21 protein-coding genes are annotated in these 18,912 nt (G+C 43.1%); all 21 read left to right on the forward strand.

The genetic code is table 11. The features are described 5' to 3' along the window. Complete coding sequence (locus tag MgSA37_RS21455; protein WP_096354869.1) at positions 1-543, forward strand: ExbD/TolR family protein; 543 nt, start codon at positions 1-3, stop codon at positions 541-543. A 49-nt stretch (positions 544-592) separates the two neighbouring features. Then, a complete protein-coding gene (locus MgSA37_RS21460; protein ID WP_096354871.1) occupies positions 593-1,417 on the forward strand; it encodes an energy transducer TonB in 825 nt (274 codons plus the stop codon). Positions 1,418-1,424: 7 nt separating this feature from the next. Next, the gene (locus tag MgSA37_RS21465) at positions 1,425-1,652 is read left to right on the forward strand and encodes a hypothetical protein (protein WP_096354872.1); all 228 of its coding nucleotides are present in this window, start codon (positions 1,425-1,427) and stop codon (positions 1,650-1,652) included. Next, the gene (locus tag MgSA37_RS21470) at positions 1,639-2,553 is read left to right on the forward strand and encodes a PstS family phosphate ABC transporter substrate-binding protein (protein WP_096354874.1); all 915 of its coding nucleotides are present in this window, start codon (positions 1,639-1,641) and stop codon (positions 2,551-2,553) included. Before MgSA37_RS21465 ends, MgSA37_RS21470 begins: the two co-directional genes overlap by 14 nt. A 323-nt stretch (positions 2,554-2,876) precedes the next feature. Next, the gene (locus MgSA37_RS21475; protein WP_096354875.1) at positions 2,877-4,613 is read left to right on the forward strand and encodes a tetratricopeptide repeat protein; all 1,737 of its coding nucleotides are present in this window, start codon (positions 2,877-2,879) and stop codon (positions 4,611-4,613) included. Between the two features lie 84 nt (positions 4,614-4,697). Further along, the gene (locus tag MgSA37_RS21480; RefSeq protein WP_096354877.1) at positions 4,698-5,069 is read left to right on the forward strand and encodes an NADH-quinone oxidoreductase subunit A; all 372 of its coding nucleotides are present in this window, start codon (positions 4,698-4,700) and stop codon (positions 5,067-5,069) included. A gap of 231 nt (positions 5,070-5,300) precedes the next feature. Next, entirely contained in the window at positions 5,301-5,843 is a 543-nt protein-coding gene (locus MgSA37_RS21485; RefSeq protein ID WP_096354878.1) for an NADH-quinone oxidoreductase subunit B, read from the forward strand. Beyond that, positions 5,843-6,346 (forward strand): NADH-quinone oxidoreductase subunit C, encoded by a 504-nt coding sequence (locus MgSA37_RS21490; RefSeq protein WP_096354880.1) that lies wholly within the window; start codon positions 5,843-5,845, stop codon positions 6,344-6,346. Before MgSA37_RS21485 ends, MgSA37_RS21490 begins: the two co-directional genes overlap by 1 nt. 5 nt (positions 6,347-6,351) lie before the next feature. Then, positions 6,352-7,563 carry an NADH-quinone oxidoreductase subunit D gene (locus MgSA37_RS21495; protein WP_096354881.1) on the forward strand — a complete coding sequence of 404 codons (1,212 nt, stop codon included), beginning with the start codon at positions 6,352-6,354 and terminating at the stop codon, positions 7,561-7,563. Next, positions 7,556-8,080: an NADH-quinone oxidoreductase subunit NuoE family protein gene (locus MgSA37_RS21500; RefSeq protein ID WP_096354883.1), complete on the forward strand. Its 525-nt coding sequence runs from the start codon at positions 7,556-7,558 to the stop codon at positions 8,078-8,080. The genes MgSA37_RS21495 and MgSA37_RS21500 overlap by 8 nt, the downstream gene beginning before the upstream one ends. Positions 8,081-8,082: 2 nt before the next feature. Beyond that, on the forward strand, positions 8,083-8,265 hold the full coding sequence (locus MgSA37_RS28380) for a hypothetical protein (protein WP_157750673.1): 183 nt from the start codon (positions 8,083-8,085) through the stop codon (positions 8,263-8,265). A gap of 215 nt (positions 8,266-8,480) precedes the next feature. Next, positions 8,481-9,842: an NADH-quinone oxidoreductase subunit NuoF gene (gene nuoF, locus MgSA37_RS21510; protein ID WP_096354886.1), complete on the forward strand. Its 1,362-nt coding sequence runs from the start codon at positions 8,481-8,483 to the stop codon at positions 9,840-9,842. An 18-nt stretch (positions 9,843-9,860) separates the two neighbouring features. Then, the gene (locus MgSA37_RS21515; RefSeq protein ID WP_096354887.1) at positions 9,861-10,457 is read left to right on the forward strand and encodes a Uma2 family endonuclease; all 597 of its coding nucleotides are present in this window, start codon (positions 9,861-9,863) and stop codon (positions 10,455-10,457) included. 42 nt (positions 10,458-10,499) lie between these two features. Further along, the gene (locus MgSA37_RS21520; RefSeq protein WP_096354889.1) at positions 10,500-11,501 is read left to right on the forward strand and encodes a 2Fe-2S iron-sulfur cluster-binding protein; all 1,002 of its coding nucleotides are present in this window, start codon (positions 10,500-10,502) and stop codon (positions 11,499-11,501) included. After that, positions 11,501-12,544, forward strand: a complete 1,044-nt coding sequence (gene nuoH, locus MgSA37_RS21525) for an NADH-quinone oxidoreductase subunit NuoH (RefSeq protein ID WP_096354891.1) — start codon at positions 11,501-11,503, stop codon at positions 12,542-12,544. The genes MgSA37_RS21520 and nuoH overlap by 1 nt, the downstream gene beginning before the upstream one ends. 13 nt (positions 12,545-12,557) lie before the next feature. After that, positions 12,558-13,055 (forward strand): NuoI/complex I 23 kDa subunit family protein, encoded by a 498-nt coding sequence (locus MgSA37_RS21530; protein WP_096354893.1) that lies wholly within the window; start codon positions 12,558-12,560, stop codon positions 13,053-13,055. Between the two features lie 59 nt (positions 13,056-13,114). Further along, positions 13,115-13,612 (forward strand): NADH-quinone oxidoreductase subunit J family protein, encoded by a 498-nt coding sequence (locus tag MgSA37_RS21535; protein ID WP_096354895.1) that lies wholly within the window; start codon positions 13,115-13,117, stop codon positions 13,610-13,612. Further along, positions 13,612-13,941, forward strand: coding sequence for an NADH-quinone oxidoreductase subunit NuoK (nuoK, locus tag MgSA37_RS21540; RefSeq protein ID WP_096354896.1), 330 nt, complete (start codon positions 13,612-13,614; stop codon positions 13,939-13,941). The genes MgSA37_RS21535 and nuoK overlap by 1 nt, the downstream gene beginning before the upstream one ends. A gap of 154 nt (positions 13,942-14,095) precedes the next feature. Continuing rightward, positions 14,096-16,000, forward strand: a complete 1,905-nt coding sequence (gene nuoL, locus MgSA37_RS21545) for an NADH-quinone oxidoreductase subunit L (protein ID WP_096354898.1) — start codon at positions 14,096-14,098, stop codon at positions 15,998-16,000. Positions 16,001-16,026: 26 nt separating this feature from the next. After that, complete coding sequence (locus MgSA37_RS21550; RefSeq protein ID WP_096354900.1) at positions 16,027-17,493, forward strand: complex I subunit 4 family protein; 1,467 nt, start codon at positions 16,027-16,029, stop codon at positions 17,491-17,493. Further along, positions 17,490-18,875 (forward strand): NADH-quinone oxidoreductase subunit N, encoded by a 1,386-nt coding sequence (locus MgSA37_RS21555; protein ID WP_096354902.1) that lies wholly within the window; start codon positions 17,490-17,492, stop codon positions 18,873-18,875. The genes MgSA37_RS21550 and MgSA37_RS21555 overlap by 4 nt, the downstream gene beginning before the upstream one ends. Positions 18,876-18,912: the final 37 nt, after the last annotated feature.

Raw genomic sequence — 18,912 nt, forward strand, 5'->3', positions numbered from 1 at the left:
ATGGCAGAATTAGACACCTCCTCCGGCGGGGGCAAACATAAAGGCGGGAAGGTAAGGAGTAAAAAGGCTTCAACACGCGTCGATTTAACGGCGATGGTTGACCTTGCATTCTTATTGATCACCTTCTTTATGTACACTACCACGCTGAACAAACCGAAGGCCATGAACGTGGCGATGCCTGATAACTCCGTAAAAACCCAGAGCTTACCAATTGCTGCCTCCCGTTCAATGACGATCCTTTTGGGAAGCCATAACAAGGTTGAATGGTACATGGGCGAGCCTGGTAAATCAGCACCGACAGTTGACCATTATGGAAAAGACGGTTTGCGCAAAGCATTGATCGATAATGCCAAACAAGTTGAATCGACGCATGCTGCGCCCGACAACACCATGGAAGTTTTGATTAAACCAAGTGATAAGTCGACCTATGAAAACCTGGTTGCCGCGCTTGACGAAATGAAGATCACCAATGTGCAGATCTATGCGATTGTAAAAATCACACAGATGGAGATTGATGACCTGAAAAAGAATAATATTTATTAGTAATATTCAAATTACTATTATCGTTAATTAATTATTAAAGCCTAAAAAAATGTTAGGATCAAAATTAGACATATTTAATCAGGAATGGATTGATGTCGTATTTGCCGGTCGTAATAAAGCATATGGCGCGTATGAACTAAGAAGGGACAACGGGCGCAATACCCGTACCGCCCTTATCATAGGTGTTATCGCCTTTGTTATAATTATCTCTGCAAATACAATCATCAACGCTATTTCTGGCTTTATTCCTAAAGCCAAAGAAAAGGTGAAGATCACCAATGTGGTGCTTGCGCCGCCCCCGGTTGATATTAAAAAACCACCTCCGCCGCCTCCGCCTGAACCGCCGAAACCAAAGGTTGACCAGGTAAGGTTCCCGCCTCCTGTTGTAAAACCGGATGCTGAGGTAAAGGAAAAACCACCAACCGTTAAGGAACTGGAAGTAGCTGACCCCGGTCAGAAAAACCTGAAAGGCGACTCAAAAGCTGATGTTACTATCGATGAACCTGTTGGAACAGCAGAAAAGAAAGTAACCGAAGATGATGGCAACAAAATCTTTACAGCAGTTGAGCAAAATCCTGAGTTCCCCGGAGGTTTGGATGCGTTCTATAAATATCTTGGAAAAACCATCCGTTATCCCGCAGTTGCAAGGGAAAACAATACCCAGGGAAGGGTAGTTGTACAGTTTGTTTGCGAGAAAGATGGTTCGTTAACAGATATCAAAGTGGTACGTGGTATTGGTGATGGTTGCGATGAAGAAGCAATTCGCGTTGTGAAAAATTCACCACACTGGAAACCAGGTATTCAAAACGGTCGCCCTGTACGTGTAATGTACAGCGTGCCTATCAACTTTACGCTATCGTCTGAAGACCAATAACAGTTACATGTTTACAGATAATAACAAGCAAAAATCGCCCTCCCGGCGATTTTTGCTTATTTTAGGAGCCGTAGTATTTATAGCAATTTTCGCATGGGGACTGATGGTGATCTTTGACGACAAACTGTTTTCAAACTTACCAAAAACCCAAAAAATACTTTTTGGTTCATTGATCATCCTCTACGCAGTGCTGCGGATTTCGCGCATATTTAAAAAAAATAATGACCAGGTATAGTCTCTCCGCCGGCGTTTGCCTTATTGTTTTGTTCCTGCTGTGCCAAAGCTGCGGGCATAAAACCAATGCGCTAAAAAAGGGCAAATACAGCGCTGATAGCTTGACAATGGTTGTAGATGAGTCCCTGCAGCCAATCGTCGACCAGGAATTATATGTATTTAAAGCGCTGGAGACCAAGTCTCGCCCAAAAGTAATTTATGCGCCTGAAAATGACGCTGTCAACCTGCTTTTAGCGGACAGCGTTAGGATGGCCCTTATTTCGCGCGAGCTAAGCCCGCAGGAAAAACAAGTACTAAAATCCCGCAACCTGGTAACCATCGTAAACCGCTTTGCTGTGGATGCGATCGCTATTATTGTTAACAAAGCCTCCAATGATACCACTATTACCGTAAGCGAAGTAAAAAAGATGCTTAACGGACAGGCCAGGCAGGATAAAAATATCATTTTTGATAACCCAAACTCGGGCCTGGTAAGATATCTGAAAGCGTTTTCCGGCAATAAAGAGCTTAAACAAAAAAATATTTTCTCCCTCAAATCCAACAAAGACGTCATCAAATATGTGAGCCAGCACCCCAATTCAATAGGGATTGTCGGCTTTCCATGGCTTAATGACCCGGATAAGGATTATGCCGATGCCGTCGACAATATAAAAATTGTAGGTGTGAGGAATGATACCGCAAAAAATGCATCCCCTGATTATTTTACACCATCGCAAACTACCCTTGCTTTAAAACAATATCCCCTCACCCGCGATTTATATATTGTAAACAGCACCGGCAATATGAGTTTGGGAATGAAATTTGAGGTGTTTATGAGGGGCGAAAGAGGTCAGCTGATCGTATTAAAATCTGGAATTCTTCCCGATAATATACCGGATAGACAAATAAATATTGTAAAATAAAAGAAACAGTTAACCGGGTTTATTTATTTTGTATAAACTTGTTTAAACTTGTACCCGCAAAATCAATCTAAAAAATATAATATTGCAGGATTATCCAAAAAAAAATGTTGTTTTACATGCTGTTTCACAGGGGAAAACATTTCTAAAGTCACAATGTTGCAGTAAAAAACAATTAATTAGTAATTTAGCAGTTATTGCTAAGGAAACAATTATAAGAATAAGGGAAGTACCGCCGGTTTACTGAAACATTAAAATAAAAGTAAATATGCTGCTGCTGACAGAACGCAATTAAACATAAAACGATAACGAATTAACTATTAAAAATGAAAATGATCAGTAAAATAGCCGCCTCAGGGTTAGGACTGTTATTTATAGGTTCATCAGTTTTTGCTCAAAGTTTAGCAGATGCCAAAAAAGCAATTGATGCCGAACAATACCAGAAGGCTAAATCGATGCTAAAAAACCTGACGGTTACGCAGGCAGATAAAGATGAAAACTATTTTTACCTGGGATGGGTATATCTGAAGCAGGATTATTTGGACTCGGCCAAAACGCTTTTCAACAAAGGGCTTGCTGTAAACAGCAAATCAGCATTAAATTATGTTGGTTTGGGCGCTGCTGCCCATATTGAAAAAGACAACAGCACCGCTACAACCAATTTCAACACCGCCATAACCCTTGCAGGAAAGAAAAACAGCACGCCTTATTTATATATAGGCTTGTCGTACCTTTTACCGGTAAGCGGCAGCAGTATTGGTCCCAAAGGGTCAGCTGTAACCCAGGCTGATGCAAATGCTGCTATTGCCGCATTAAACCAGGGCAAAGCTGCCAATCCGCGCGATGCCGAGGTATTGACGGCGCTTGGCGATGCGTACCGCTCGCAATTAAGCAGTAACGATGCCTACAGCGCTTATTCATCGGCGTTAGCAATTGACCCTAAATCAGCAGCTGCAAATGTTGCTGAGGGTGTACTATGGAAATTTGCAGACAACTTTGACGGCGCCGTAACCCAGTTTAAAGCAGCGTTAAATGCCGATCCAAACTATGGACCCGCCTATCGCGAATGGGCCGAAACTGATTTACGCTGGGCTGATACTGACCCGGCCATCCATGATGCCAAAATCCAGGAAGCAGCGGATAATTATAAAAAATACATCAGCCTTACTGATTATTCGGTTGAATCGCAAATGCGTTATGCCGACTTTTTGATCACCGCTAAAGATTATGTTACCCTGCAAAAGGTTGCAACTGACCTTTCGGGCGCCTCTAAATCTAACTTAAGGGTTTACCGCTATTTAGGTTATGCCGCGCTTGAAAACAAGGACTATCCTGCGGGCGAAGCTGCTTTAACCAAATGGGTTACCCAGGCAGATCCAAAACGTTTGATCCCTACCGATTATTTAAAATTGGGCAAGATAGAACTCGCACTTAAAAAAGATTCATTAGGCGTACTTGACCTTCGCAAGGCTTTAACATTGGATACCACGCAGGTAGATGTATATGGCGATATAGCAACTTCGTTATTTAGCCTGAAAAAATACCAGGAAGCAGCAGATGCTTATCATGTTTACGGGCAAAAATCTTCTCACGCTAAACTGAAAGACCATTTTAACGAGGGTTATAGTTTTTACGAAGCCTATTTAGCACAGGCCCGCAAATCGCAAACTGATAAGGCCTATAAACCAGATACGACATTGCTTACAAAAGCAGATTCAGCTTTTACCTATGTTCAGCGTAAACTGGCCAATCCTAACGTTAGCGTTGTATATTACCAGGCGCAGGTGAAGGATTTTGAAGATTCAGGCGACAGGAACAATATCAAAGGATTGGCAAAACCTTTTTATGAACAATACATCCAGTTGGTATTGGCTAAAGGCGGTACCCCTGATGAAACTACCAAAAGTAATTTGGTTGATTCATATGTTTATCTAGGCAACTATGCCGAATTTAAGGACAAGGACCACGCCAAAGCGCTGGATTACTTTAACAAAGCAAAGGAACTTGACCCGACGGATGCCAGGGTTACCTATTACTTCCAGACTTCAGGAAAAGCAAAGTAAAACCCATTCTATAAATAAAAAAAGCCTCGCTGATAAAACATCAGGGAGGCTTTTTTATTATCGTTCCGTTTGTATATTTGCAGCATGGAAGTTCATAGTTTGCCAGTAAATTATTTGCCCATCATTTTTCAAATGATCGTGGCATTGGCCTTTGTGGTGGTCACCATGTTTTTTACCCATAAATTGGGGCCCGCACGCAAAACAAAAGATAAGTTAACCACCTTTGAATCGGGTATCGAGGTAATAGGTAATGCGCGCACACCCATCTCCATCAAATATTTCCTGGTAGCCATCCTTTTTGTATTGTTTGATGTGGAAGTAATTTTTATGTACCCCTGGGCAGTAAATTTCAAGGACCTTGGCCAACAGGGAATGATTGAAATGTTCATTTTTATGGGCACCCTGCTGCTGGGCTTTATTTATGTTATAAAAAAAGGCGCACTGGACTGGGATTAAGCTGCCCCTCCCAACCCTCCCCGGTAGGGAGGGCTTTTGAATTGCGTTTTAAAAGATTATTTAAAAAATACTTTTCAAGTCTCCCCTACCGGGGAAGATTTAGAGGGAGCTGGTTTAGACTAATTCTAAATATAAATACCATATTGCAAAGTGTATCTTATACATTAGTTATTTATTGTAAATTTGCAACCACATAGTCAATTTAGGACGGGTTTTTGTTTGATATAGATCATGAGTGAAATTCAGTTAGTTGATGCCCCTGCGGGCGTAGAAGGAGCAGGTTTCTTTGCTACTTCGGTTGATAAAGCAATAGGTTTAGCGCGTTCATATTCATTATGGCCACTGCCATTTGCAACTTCATGCTGCGGGATCGAATTTATGGCCACTATGTCGCCACATTATGACCTGGCCAGGTTTGGTGCCGAACGGTTAAGCTTTTCGCCCCGGCAGGCCGACCTTTTAATGGTGATGGGTACCATCTCCAAAAAAATGGGCCCGGTTTTACGCCAGGTTTACCTGCAAATGGCTGAACCACGCTGGGTAATGGCCGTTGGCGCCTGCGCATCAAGCGGTGGTATTTTTGATACCTATTCGGTTTTACAGGGAATTGACGAAGTGATACCGGTTGACGTTTACGTGCCCGGCTGCCCGCCACGCCCCGAAGCCATTATTGATGGCTTCATACAAATTCAAAAACTGGTGCAATCAGAAACTTTGCGCCGCAGAAATGAGCCTAAATATCAGGAACTATTAGCTTCATACGGAATTCAATAATGGGTAAATTAACAAACGAAGATCTTGTAAAAAAGATCAGCGAAAAATACAGTGACCAGGTAACCCTGCTTGGCGAACCATTTGGCTTATTAACCTTTGAGACCGGGCGCGACCAGATCACCGATCTGCTAACCTGGTTAAAAAACGACACTTCAACGCAGTTTATTTATTTAACAGATATTACCGCTATCCACTATCCCGAACTGCCAAAACCTATCGGGGTAATTTATCATTTGCATAGCCTGGTAAACAATGTACGCGTTAGGATAAAAGTATTTTTAGAAGATGCTGATGTACACATCCCTACGGCCTCCAATATATGGAACGGCGCAAACTGGATGGAACGCGAAACATATGACCTGTTTGGGGTGATATTTGACGGGCACCCGGATTTGCGGAGGATATTAAATGTTGATGACATGACAGCCTTCCCGATGCGGAAAGAATTCCCGCTGGAAGACCCTAACCGTGTTGATAAAAAAGATTATTTTTTTGGAAGATAAAAGCAATGCAGAACCATCCGGTATATACAGATAACGATCCGCAAACCGAGCTTTCAACCCTGAACCTGGGTCCAACCCACCCTGCCACACATGGTGTATTCCAGAATGTGCTGCAGCTGGATGGCGAAAGAATTGTAAGCGGCGTATCCACCATAGGCTACATCCACCGTGCTTTTGAAAAAATTGCCGAACACCGGCCGTTTTACCAGATCACCCCGCTGACCGACAGGTTAAACTACTGCTCATCACCCATCAATAACATGGGCTGGCACATGACAGTTGAAAAACTACTGGGTATTGAAACCCCTAAACGGGTTGATTACCTGCGTATCATTATTATGGAACTGGCACGTATTGCCGACCATTTGATCTGTAACAGCGTACTCGCCGTAGATACCGGTGCAGCAACCGGCTTCTTTTACGTAATGGAATACCGCGAGGCCATTTACGAAATTTACGAAGAGGTTTGCGGATCGCGACTTACTACCAATATTGGCCGCATAGGCGGTTTCGAACGAAATTTTAATGCCATCGCCTTCAGAAAGCTGCGTAAATTTTTAAAGGAATACCCCGTTGTTTTAAAAGAGTTTGAAAACCTTACCAAACGTAACCGCATATTTATTGACCGTACCAAAGATGTTGCAGCAGTAACAGCCGAAGATGCAATAAGCTACAGCTGGAGCGGCCCGATATTGCGCGCTACGGGCGTTGATTATGATGTAAGGGCGATGAACCCTTACTGCTCATACGAGGAGTTTGATTTTGAAGTACCGGTTGGCGAAAACGGAGATGTATACAGCCGCTACCTGGTACGCCAGGAAGAAATGTGGCAAAGTTTACGCCTGATTGAGCAGGCTTTGGTAAAATTGGAAAAAGAGCCTTCGGATATTTTCCACGCGGATGTACCCGACTTTTACCTGCCTCCGAAAGAAGATGTATATAATAATATGGAAGCGTTGATCTATCACTTTAAAATAGTGATGGGCGAAATACCTACGCCAAATACAGAAGTTTACCACTCGGTTGAAGGTGGTAACGGCGAATTGGGCTTTTACCTGGTAAACGATGGCGGACGTTCGCCTTACCGTTTGCATTTCCGCCGGCCAAGCTTTATTAATTACCAGATGTACGCGCCAATGAGCCGCGGCATGCTGTTATCAGATGCGATAATTAACATGAGTAGTTTAAACGTTATAGCCGGAGAGTTAGATGCTTAGAGTTGAAGAAACCCAGGCGCCGGTTGAATTTTCGCCGGAACTGTTAAAAAAGTTCGATGAAATCGTAAGCCGTTATCCCGAAGGGAAGCAAAAATCGGCTTTATTGCCAATTTTACACCTTGTACAGGCAGAATTGGGTTGGCTTAGCTCATCCGCTATGGATAGCGTAGCTGAATACCTGAATATCCAATCGATTGAAGTTTACGAAGTAGCCACTTTTTACTCCATGTATTTTTTGCGCCCCCAGGGCAAATATGTACTGGAGGTTTGCCGCACCGGCCCATGTTGCCTGGTGGGCGCCGAAAAAATAATGGACCATATTGAAGAAAAACTGGGAGTTAAGGAAGGTGAAGTTACTCCCGACGGCTTGTTTAGCTGGAGAGGTGTTGAATGCCTTGCGGCCTGTGGTTTCGGCCCCGTATTGCAAATTGGTCCTGAGTACACATTTTATGAAAATTTAACAAATGAAGGGGTTGATAAGCTGATTTCGGAATTAAGAGCGAAAGGCAATAATTAATAATGACAGGAACATCTTTAGTTTTATCAGATACTTTGTTAGTAGTAACCGTAGCAGTTATCAATTTAACCAACGAAAGCATCGATCAAATACCAGTGTTCCTGAAGTTCCTCATAATTATTGCTGTAGCCAGCTGCATTATCAGGCATATCAACCATTACCGGCATACAAAACGACTGTATTAGCTGGTTTACCTTATAAGTAAATAAAAAATGAACAACAGAACAAAATTGATTTTATGGGATTCGGCCTTAATCAGCGGGATCATGTTGTTTTTGTTTTGGAATATTCAGCCGCATAGCAATTTAATCATAGGTTTAATTACCGTATTAATTCTGTCAAATTGTGCGGCAAAACATATAGCCGCTTATAAATTAACCGGCAAAATTTATTAACAGTAATGGCACGTAAATTACTATTAGAACACATCAACGTACCGGGCATCAATACTTTTGATGTTTACCGATCAAAAGGCGGCTATGCTTCGGTTGAAAAAGCTTTGAAAACCATGTCGCCCGACGAAGTGGTGGAAGAAGTCAAGAAATCGGGACTGCGCGGCCGTGGCGGCGCGGGTTTCCCTACCGGGATGAAATGGAGCTTTCTGGCAAAACCGGAAGGTGTTGCCCGTTACCTGGTTTGCAATGCTGATGAATCGGAACCCGGAACTTTTAAAGACCGCTACCTGATGACTTATATTCCCCACCTATTAGTTGAGGGGATGATCACCGCAAGCTACGCCCTTGGTGCTAAAGTATCCTATATCTACGTTCGTGGTGAAATGATGCCGCAGATCAGGATCCTGGAAAAAGCTATTGCCGAAGCAAAAAATGCCGGTTTCCTTGGTAAAAACATCTTAGGTTCAGGCTACGATCTTGAATTATATGTACAACCGGGCGGCGGCGCGTATATCTGCGGCGAAGAAACCGCTTTATTAGAGTCGTTGGAAGGCAAGCGCGGCAACCCGCGTATCAAACCGCCGTTTCCGGCGATTGCGGGTTTGTACGGCTGCCCAACGGTAGTAAATAATGTTGAATCCATAGCGGCTGTGGTACCCATCATCAACGAAGGGGGCGAAGAATATGCCAAGATAGGGATTGGCCGCAGCACGGGCACCAAATTAATCTCAGCCGGCGGAAATGTTAAAAAACCGGGCGTTTATGAAATTGATTTAGGCTTACCAGCTGAAGAATTTTTATACTCCGACGAATATTGCGGCGGTATCGCCAATGGCAAACGTTTAAAAGCGGTTGTAGCCGGTGGTTCATCAGTGCCTATCCTACCTGCAAATCTGTTCCTTAAAACCATTAATAACCAGCCCCGCCTGATGAGCTATGAATCATTGGCCGACGGCGGATTTGTGAGTGGTACCATGATGGGCTCAGGTGGATTTATTGCTTTTGACGAAGATCAGTGCATTGTTCGCAATACCTGGAACTTTACCCGTTTTTATCACCACGAAAGCTGCGGGCAATGCTCGCCATGCCGCGAAGGTACCGGGTGGATGGAAAAAGTATTGCACCGTTTGGAATATGGTCACGGCAAAATGAGCGACATGGACCTGCTGGTTGATGTATCGAAAAAAATTGAGGGGAATACTATTTGTCCGCTGGGCGACGCAGCTGCATGGCCGGTGGCCAGCGCCATCCGTCATTTCAGGGATGAATTTGAATGGCATGTAACCAATGCTTCCGAAGCGGTAACAAGGAATTTTGGATTGGCGCATTATGCTGATCCCCTGCCGAAATTAGAAACGGTAAGTTAATTTGGCTTATTTTTGTGTATGAACAGCATCAATGACTTAGACTTCTCAAAAACTTATACCTACGCGGATTATTATTCGTGGAAGTTTGAGGAACGTTTGGAATTGATTAAGGGTAAGATCTTTAAGATGAGTCCTGCCCCTAGTAATGCACACCAGGAGATTGCACTTAATATCGGCAGCGAACTAAATTACTTTTTAAAGAATAAACCATGCAAGGTTTATTTGGCTCCTTTCGATGTTCGGTTGGTTAGGAATGAAACAACTGATCAAAAAATAAAGACGGTTGTTCAGCCGGATATCTGTGTTGTTTGCGATCTGAACAAATTAACTGATCAACGTGGATGTTTGGGTGCCCCTGATTTGGTTGTTGAAATTTTATCACCTGGTAACAACGCCAAGGAAATAAAAATAAAATACGATTTATACGAGGAGTTTGCTGTAAAAGAATATTGGGTTATTTATCCCGATGAGCAATCATTATTAAAGTACGTTCTCAATAAAGATGGAAAATTTGTGGCTGAAGGCAGGGCGTTAACTGTTGGTGACAAAATTACCACATCAATATTGCCCGGTTTTGAATTGTCGTTGGACGATGTATTTCATAACCTGATTTGAGCGTCGATTGCGTTTTAATAATATAATTTTGACTAATATAGAATGTCAGTTAAAGTAACCATAGATGGCATTGCCATTGAAGTAGAACCAGGGACAACCATCCTTAACGCCGCAAGGCAGATTGGTGGTGATATTGTTCCGCCTGCGATGTGCTATTATTCAAAACTGAAGGATAGCGGCGGTAAATGCCGTACCTGTTTGGTAAAAGTGAGCAAAGGATCTGAAAAAGACCCGCGCCCTATGCCCAAACTGGTGGCTTCGTGCCGCACCACAGTAATGGATGGCATGGAAGTGCAAAACATCACCTCGCCCGAAGTTATTGAGGCCCGCAAAGGTATTGTTGAAATGCTGCTGGTAAACCACCCGCTGGATTGCCCGATTTGTGATCAGGCCGGCGAATGCCACCTGCAGGATCTTGGGTTTGAACACGGCGCAGTAAAAACCCGCTATGAGTTCGACCGTCGTACCTTCGAAAAAATCGATATCGGTGATAAAATACAGCTGCACATGACCCGCTGTATCCTTTGCTACCGTTGTGTTTTTGTAGCTAACCAGCTTACCGACCATCGTTACCACGGAATTTTAAACCGCGGAGATCATTCCGAAATATCAACTTATATACAACATGCCGTTGATAACGATTTTTCCGGAAATGTGATCGACGTTTGCCCTGTTGGCGCCTTAACTGACAAAACTTTCCGCTTTAAAAACCGGGTTTGGTTTACCAAACCGGTTGAAGCACACCGTGATTGCGATCATCCTAACTGCAATGGTAAGGTAACCCTGTGGTATAAAGGCGAAGAAGTTTTGCGTGTAACCGCCCGTAAAGACGTATACGGCGAGGTAGAAGATTTTATTTGCAATACCTGCCGCTTTGATAAAAAGAAAACATCCGACTGGGTAATTGACGGGCCGCGCCACGTATCACATAAATCTGTTATCAGTGCTAATCATTATGATTTTATACCTTTGCCGGTAGTAAAATCCAACCCTGTGCTGATAGAGGCTAATAAAGAACAATTTGAACGGGAGACACGCTTATAATGGAACTTGCAGATATCATAATTAAATTTGTACTGGTAGTGATCATTTTTGCCATCAGTTTGCTGATCGCATTATACTCTACCTATGCCGAACGTAAAGTAGCCGCATTTTTTCAGGACAGGCTGGGCCCAAACCGTGCCGGCCCATGGGGTATTTTACAGCCTTTTGCCGATGGCGGTAAAATGTTTTTAAAAGAAGAAATCATCCCGGCAAGCGCCAGCAAGTTCCTTTTTATTGCAGGCCCGTCGCTATCCATATTTACAGCTTGTATCGGTTCCGCTGTTATCCCCTGGGGGCAAAAACTAGTCATTGCAGGCCATACAATAGACCTGCAGGTAACTGATATTAATGTCGGCATATTATACATTCTCGGCGTAGTATCACTTGGTGTTTATGGGGTAATGATAGGTGGTTGGGCCTCCAACAACAAATATTCCTTATTGGGCGCCATACGTGCCGCATCACAAAATATCAGCTACGAAATTTCGATGGGCCTCGCTATCATCGCGCTGTTATTGGTTACCGGTACCCTGAGCTTGCGCCAGATTGCCGAACAACAGCATGGCTTTTGGGCGCATGGCTGGTTCACCTGGAACTTTTTTAAACAGCCTTTAGGGTTTTTATTGTTTATTGTTTGTGCTTTTGCAGAAACCAACCGTACCCCTTTCGACCTTCCTGAATGCGAAACTGAACTGATCGGTGGTTACCACACCGAATACTCCTCCATGAAACTGGGTTTTTACCTATTTTCCGAGTATATCAATATGTTCGTGTCTGGCGCAGTAATGGCTACCCTTTATTTCGGTGGTTATAATTTCCCTTTCATGGATATGATTCACTCACCAAACCTGGTAGCAATTTTGGGTGTTGTTGCGCTATTCGCAAAGGTATTTTTCTTTATATTCTTTTTTATGTGGGTTCGCTGGACAATCCCCCGTTTCCGTTACGATCAGTTAATGGACCTGGGCTGGAAAGCATTGATCCCTCTGGCAATAGCCAATATTGTCATCACCGGTATTGTTATTACTTTTTTAAACAGATAAGCGATTTAAACAGATGGAAGCATTAAGTAATAAGCGAAAAGTAATGGAAGCAAAGCCGCTCACGTTTTTGGAGCGGATCTATTTACCGGCCATTTTTCAGGGCCTGGCCATTACCATGAGGCACTTCTTCAGGAAACCTGTAACCATTCAGTATCCTGAACAAACACGCGAATATTCTGAAAATTTTAGGGGGTTGCACTCGCTCAAACGGGATGAGAATGGCAAGGAACGTTGCACCGCCTGCGGATTATGTGCCTTATCCTGCCCGGCAGAAGCCATCACCATGACAGCGGCTGAACGCCAGAAAGGTGAAGAACATTTATACCGCGAAGAAAAATATGCAGCTGTTTACGAGATCAATATGCTGCGCTGTATTTTTTGCGGCTTATGCGAAGAGGCCTGCCCGAAAGAAGCAATTTACCTGGACGGCCCGCACGTAACTTCAGACTATTTGAGAAAAGATTTTATATACGGTAAGGACAAATTAGTAGAAGCCCCATTAAATCAATAAAGAAGTTTTATACCTTTGCCCCGCACTTTAAAGGGTAAGGTATTTTGTAAATATAAACCATGAGTACATTTTACTTCATCGCATTTTTGTCAATCTTTTTTTCGATACTGGTTATCTCTGCGAAAAATCCTGTACATAGCATTCTTTACCTGGTGCTGGTGTTTTTCACCTTCACTATTCATTATATTTTGATGAATGCCCAGTTTTTAGCTGTGGTAAATTTCATTGTATATATGGGTGCTATCCTGGTATTGTTTTTATATACCCTGATGCTGATTAACCTGAATAAAGAATCAGAGCCGCGCAAATCCGGCCTCATTAAGCTTGCAGCGGTTGTTGGCGGCGGTTGCTTTTTAACAACCATCATTGCAGCATTAAAAGCATTTAAAATTTCGCAGCCGGTAATGTTGCAGGACCCTAACCTGGGCCTGGTAAAAAACTTAGGCAAAATTTTGTTCAACGAATATTTACTGCCATTTGAAGTTTCGTCCATTCTGTTGCTATCAGCAATGGTTGGCGCGGTTTTACTGGCAACTAAAGACCCAAAAACAACCTGATGGAAACCATATCAAAAAACATACAAGCTATTCCGCTTAACCATTACATCCTGTTATGTTCTATCATATTTTCGATAGGCGTTATCGGTGTTTTGATCCGCAGGAATGCGATTGTGATCTTCATGTCGGTTGAGTTGATGCTGAACTCGGTAAACCTGCTGTTAACCGCATTTTCCGTTTATCGCGGCGATGCCACCGGCCAGGTTTTCGTATTCTTTATTATGGCGCTGGCAGCGGCAGAAGTAGCAATAGGCCTTGCCATCATCGTAATGATCTATCGAAATACCAATTCGATAGACATCAATGTGCTGAACAGGTTGAAATGGTAAGCCCCCGGCCCCCTAAAGGGGAGCAAAGAGGGATTTCGGAAGTCGGATTTTCGATTTCGAATTTTAGAAAAATAAAAAACGCCTCATCCCTTTTAAGGGTTGGAGACTAATTAAATAACAATTAAAATTCCCCCTTTAGGGGGTTAGGGGGCATATGGATAATTACATCTGGCTTATTCCTGTACTACCGTTAGCCGGTTTTATTATTAACGGCTTAGGCCGCAACACGCTGTCAAAAGGCCTCATCGGCTTTTTGGGTAGTTTAATGGTACTGGTTTCATTTGGCTTAAGCCTGGGCCTGTTCTTGCAGATCAATTCAACACATGCGCCAATCAATGTAACTTTGTTTACCTGGTTCGAAGCTGGTACCTACAAGTTACCTTTCGCTTTTCTGGTAGATCAGTTAAGTGCATTAATGTTGCTCATCATTACTGGTGTAGGTTTCCTGATTCATCTTTATTCAATAGGATATATGAAGGATGACGCAGGTTACGGCAAGTTTTTCGCCTACCTTAACCTGTTCGTTTTCTTTATGCTTTTACTGGTTTTAGGTTCAAATTACCTGATTATGTTTATCGGCTGGGAAGGTGTAGGGCTGTGCTCCTACCTGCTCATCGGTTTCTGGTACACCAACCCCGATTACGCGGATGCCGCAAAAAAAGCATTCATTATGAACCGAATCGGCGATCTGGGCTTTATCATTGGTATATTTTTACTGATGTATTATTTTCATAGCGCAAACTTTGCGGATATCTTCCTGCACGCAGGCACCAGCCAATACGCTGGTATACCATACGTTTTAATCACATTATTACTATTTGTAGGCGCTGTTGGTAAATCGGCACAATTACCATTATTTACCTGGCTTCCTGATGCGATGGCCGGCCCGACACCTGTTTCGGCCCTTATCCATGCCGCTACCATGGTAACTGCAGGTGTTTATATGATCGCCCGCTCAAACATCTTATTTACTTTGGCGCCGGTTACGCTGCATGTAATATCCATCGTCGGCTTATCAACCGCAGTTTTAGCAGCTGTTATCGCTTTAACCCAAACTGATATTAAAAAAGTACTGGCTTATTCAACGGTTTCGCAGTTGGGTTATATGTTTTTAGGCTTGGGCGTTGGCGCCTATACAGGGGCTTTCTTCCATGTGCTTACCCACGCGTTTTTCAAGGCTTTATTATTCCTTGGTGCAGGTTCGGTTATCCACGCGGTTAGCGGCGAACAGGATATGCGCAAAATGGGTGGCCTAAAAAGCAAACTGCCTATAACTTACAGAACAATGCTTATTGGTACCATCGCTATTGCGGGTATACCGCCTTTTGCAGGCTTCTTTTCAAAAGACGAAATACTGGCACATGTTTTCGCGCAAAGCCCTGCGATGTGGGTGATTGGTGTTATTACCGCCATGTTCACCTCCTTCTATATGTTCAGGATGCTGTACCTTACCTTCTTCGGTAAGTTCCGCGGCACGCATGAGCAAGAACATCATTTGCATGAATCACCGTCTACTATGACCATTCCGCTAATTGTTTTGGCAGCATTATCCATTGTTGGCGGTCTGATCGGCATTCCCGAGGTGTTGGGTGGCCATGATTGGCTTGCGCAATTTTTAGCGCCCGTATTTAAACAATCAGCCGCTGTTTTAACTGAAACGCCTTTGGCGCACTCTACAGAATGGGGCCTTATGGTCTTCTCTGTTCTCGGCGCATTAGCAGCCTTGCTTTATGCATACAACAAATACGTAAAGAATGCCCATGTGCCTGTTGCCGATACCGAAGAACGCCCTGCCCTGGCTGAATTATCATACCATAAGTTTTACATCGACGAATTGTATGACATGATTATCCGGAAACCACTGGATGCGCTATCAGACTTCGCTTATAAAGTGGTAGATAAAATGGGTATTGACGGAATTGTGAATGGACTGGGTAAAGGATCAATTGAGGCAAGCAAAGGCCTGCGCCTTTTGCAAACCGGTAATGTAGGTTTTTATATTTTCATGATGGTATTGGGGATCATTTCCATACTTCTGACACTTGTTTTTAAATTTTAAAAAACGTTTAGCGTTTACAATATAAAATGACGGTTAGTATTTTAATTTTTTTGCCGGTAGTTGCAGCCCTTGCGGTATTGTTATTTAAAAACAATGCGGCCAAACACGCTGCCTTAACTTTTGCGGTTGCCGAGTTGGTTGTAGCTGCATTGTTTTTATCCAAATTCGTACCTGATGCATCGTTTCAGTTTGTTACGGATGTGCCCTGGATCCCCAAATTCGGTATTTATTTTAACGCCGGAATCGACGGGATCAGCATGATGATGGTCTTGCTGACTACTTTATTGGTTCCGCTCATCATTTTAACCACCTATAAGCATCAATACAAAAATGCAAATGCTTTTTATGCCCTCATTTTATTTATGCAGGCAGGCTTGCTGGTAGTATTTACCGCTTTAGACGGGTTTTTATTTTATGTGGGTTGGGAAGCGGCTTTGATACCCATCTATTTCATTTGTTCACTATGGGGCGGCGAAAACCGTATCAAGGTAACCATCAAGTTTTTTATCTATACTTTCTCAGGTTCGCTGATCATGTTACTGGCTATCATTTACCTGTACCTGCAAACTCCTGAAAAAACTTACGACATATTTCATTTTTATAATTTAGCGCTCGGTGCCAAACAACAGTCATGGGTTTTTCTAGCTTTCTTCCTGGCGTTTGCTATAAAGATGCCGCTATTCCCTTTCCATACCTGGCAGCCTGATACTTATACCGAAGCGCCAACAGCCGGCACCATGCTATTAGCAGGTATTATGCTGAAAATGGGCATCTATGGCGTTATCCGCTGGTTAATTCCAAATGCGCCGCTTGGCTATATGCAATGGTATAGCATTGTAATTGTACTGGCAGTAATTGGCATTGTATATGCCTCCATTATTGCCATCAGGCAAAAAGATGGCAAACGGCTGGTTGCTTATTCGTCCATTGCACACGTTGGCTTAATTGCAGCCGGCATCTTTGCCTGGTCAGTTCAGGGCTTGCAGGGCGCCATGATCCAAATGCTGAGCCACGGTATTAACGTAGTCGGCATGTTCTTTATATGGGATATTATCAGCACCCGTTTGGGCACCCGCGAGATCAGCCAGCTGGGCGGCATTGCAAAAGTAGCCCCCAAATTTGCGCTGGCATTTTTAATTATCGTATTAGGCACTGTAGCCCTTCCGCTTACCAACGGCTTTGTTGGCGAGTTTATGTTGCTCTACAGCGTATTCACCGTAAACATCTACCTGGTTGCTGTCGCAGGTTTGACTATGATATTTGGCGCGGTTTACATGTTGCGTATGTATAAACAGGTAATGCAAGGCGAAACAAATGCATTAACTGCCACTTTTACTGATATTACAGGTACTGAAAAACTGGCCCTTTGTATCATTTGCGCCCTTATTATTGTAATTGGCATTTATCCGCAGCCAATACTTCATATTTCAGACGCCGCAGTTACAAAATTGGTGCAAACCTTGAATTTTAAATTTTACCAGCAAAAACTATGAGTACCCTAATAATTATATCTACTCTTCCTATACTATTGTTATACCTGGGTTTATACAAAGCCCAAAAAGCATTATTACCCGTTACACTGATTGGTTTGATCGCTGCGTTGGGCTGTACTGTGGCTTCCTACACCTCAGCTGACACCGCTACTCCTATTTACAGCGGCATGATGCTGTTCAATAATTTTTCAGCAGTATTTTCAGGTATCACCATCATTACAACTATCCTGATCATTTTACTGTCCCGCGGTTATTTTGAAAAGATAAGTAATCATATCGCTGAGTATTATGCCATCATCCTGTTTGCGCTGGCAGGGGTTATTGTAATGGTTTCTTTTTACAACCTGGTTATGCTGTTTATCGGTATCGAGATCATGTCTGTGAGCTTATACATTCTTGCAGGTATTAAAAAAACCGATTTCGCCTCAAATGAAGCTGCTTTAAAATACTTTCTTATGGGGGCATTTTCAACCGGCTTCCTGTTATTTGGTATTGCCTTAATATATGGCTCTACAGGTTCCTTTAACCTCGAAACCATCCGCAATTGGGTAATTCAAAATCCACACAGCATCGATCCGATGTTTTATGCAGGCATCCTGCTGATCGTTGTTGGCCTTTGCTTTAAAGTGGGTGCCGCCCCCTTCCATTTCTGGACGCCGGATGTGTACGAAGGCTCCCCTACCCTGATTACCGCATTCATGTCAACCGTGGCAAAAACGGCCGCTTTTGCTGCTTTTTTACGCCTGTTCAGCGCTTGTTTTGCGCCGGTATCTGATTTTTGGGTGCCTGTGTTATTAGTGATTACCATTATCACCCTTTTCATTGGAAACATTACGGCGCTTTACCAGCAAAGCTTTAAACGCATGCTGGCATTTTCGAGTATTTCGCATGCCGGTTACTTACTGTTCGCCATTGTGGCGCTTGGTGCAAGCTCTGCAAATTCGGTATTCATGTATGCCACTGCTTATTCAATTGCCTCTATCATTGCCTTTGGCGCCTTAATACTGGTTCAGCAACAATCAGGCAGCGACAATTTTGACAGCTTTAACGGATTGGCTAAAAAGAACCCGTTCCTGGCGGTTGTATTAACCATTGCCATGCTTTCACTGGCGGGCATTCCACTTACTGCGGGCTTTATTGGTAAATTCTTTATGTTCTCAGGCGCATTGCTGCAATTTAAGTTAGTGCTGGTATTATTGGCAGTGGTAAATGCTGTTATCAGTATTTTCTATTACTTCAGGGTAATTATTGCCATGTATTTCCGTGATGCGGAACGCGCCGAGCTAACTGTACCTGTATATTATCAACTGGTTTTAGGTTTTGCTGCATTGGTAACCATACTGATTGGCATCTACCCGGGCTTTATTTCAAACCTTATTTAAATCTGTAACATAAGCATTACAAATTCATTTAATATTT

The sequence above is a fragment of the Mucilaginibacter gotjawali genome (genome assembly GCF_002355435.1).
In the GTDB taxonomy this organism is placed as follows: Bacteria; Bacteroidota; Bacteroidia; order Sphingobacteriales; family Sphingobacteriaceae; genus Mucilaginibacter; species Mucilaginibacter gotjawali.

Excerpts from the sequence above, each read along its gene's own strand:
- MgSA37_RS21455 (WP_096354869.1), top strand. The coding sequence starts at position 1 with ATGGCAGAATTAGACACCTCCTCCGGCGGGGGCAAACATAAAGGCGGG.
- MgSA37_RS21460 (WP_096354871.1), top strand. The coding sequence starts at position 593 with ATGTTAGGATCAAAATTAGACATATTTAATCAGGAATGGATTGATGTC.
- MgSA37_RS21465 (WP_096354872.1), top strand. The coding sequence starts at position 1,425 with ATGTTTACAGATAATAACAAGCAAAAATCGCCCTCCCGGCGATTTTTG.
- MgSA37_RS21470 (WP_096354874.1), top strand. The coding sequence starts at position 1,639 with ATGACCAGGTATAGTCTCTCCGCCGGCGTTTGCCTTATTGTTTTGTTC.
- MgSA37_RS21475 (WP_096354875.1), top strand. The coding sequence starts at position 2,877 with ATGAAAATGATCAGTAAAATAGCCGCCTCAGGGTTAGGACTGTTATTT.
- MgSA37_RS21480 (WP_096354877.1), top strand. The coding sequence starts at position 4,698 with ATGGAAGTTCATAGTTTGCCAGTAAATTATTTGCCCATCATTTTTCAA.
- MgSA37_RS21485 (WP_096354878.1), top strand. The coding sequence starts at position 5,301 with ATGAGTGAAATTCAGTTAGTTGATGCCCCTGCGGGCGTAGAAGGAGCA.
- MgSA37_RS21490 (WP_096354880.1), top strand. The coding sequence starts at position 5,843 with ATGGGTAAATTAACAAACGAAGATCTTGTAAAAAAGATCAGCGAAAAA.
- MgSA37_RS21495 (WP_096354881.1), top strand. The coding sequence starts at position 6,352 with ATGCAGAACCATCCGGTATATACAGATAACGATCCGCAAACCGAGCTT.
- MgSA37_RS21500 (WP_096354883.1), top strand. The coding sequence starts at position 7,556 with ATGCTTAGAGTTGAAGAAACCCAGGCGCCGGTTGAATTTTCGCCGGAA.
- MgSA37_RS28380 (WP_157750673.1), top strand. The coding sequence starts at position 8,083 with ATGACAGGAACATCTTTAGTTTTATCAGATACTTTGTTAGTAGTAACC.
- nuoF (WP_096354886.1), top strand. The coding sequence starts at position 8,481 with ATGGCACGTAAATTACTATTAGAACACATCAACGTACCGGGCATCAAT.
- MgSA37_RS21515 (WP_096354887.1), top strand. The coding sequence starts at position 9,861 with ATGAACAGCATCAATGACTTAGACTTCTCAAAAACTTATACCTACGCG.
- MgSA37_RS21520 (WP_096354889.1), top strand. The coding sequence starts at position 10,500 with ATGTCAGTTAAAGTAACCATAGATGGCATTGCCATTGAAGTAGAACCA.
- nuoH (WP_096354891.1), top strand. The coding sequence starts at position 11,501 with ATGGAACTTGCAGATATCATAATTAAATTTGTACTGGTAGTGATCATT.
- MgSA37_RS21530 (WP_096354893.1), top strand. The coding sequence starts at position 12,558 with ATGGAAGCATTAAGTAATAAGCGAAAAGTAATGGAAGCAAAGCCGCTC.
- MgSA37_RS21535 (WP_096354895.1), top strand. The coding sequence starts at position 13,115 with ATGAGTACATTTTACTTCATCGCATTTTTGTCAATCTTTTTTTCGATA.
- nuoK (WP_096354896.1), top strand. The coding sequence starts at position 13,612 with ATGGAAACCATATCAAAAAACATACAAGCTATTCCGCTTAACCATTAC.
- nuoL (WP_096354898.1), top strand. The coding sequence starts at position 14,096 with ATGGATAATTACATCTGGCTTATTCCTGTACTACCGTTAGCCGGTTTT.
- MgSA37_RS21550 (WP_096354900.1), top strand. The coding sequence starts at position 16,027 with ATGACGGTTAGTATTTTAATTTTTTTGCCGGTAGTTGCAGCCCTTGCG.
- MgSA37_RS21555 (WP_096354902.1), top strand. The coding sequence starts at position 17,490 with ATGAGTACCCTAATAATTATATCTACTCTTCCTATACTATTGTTATAC.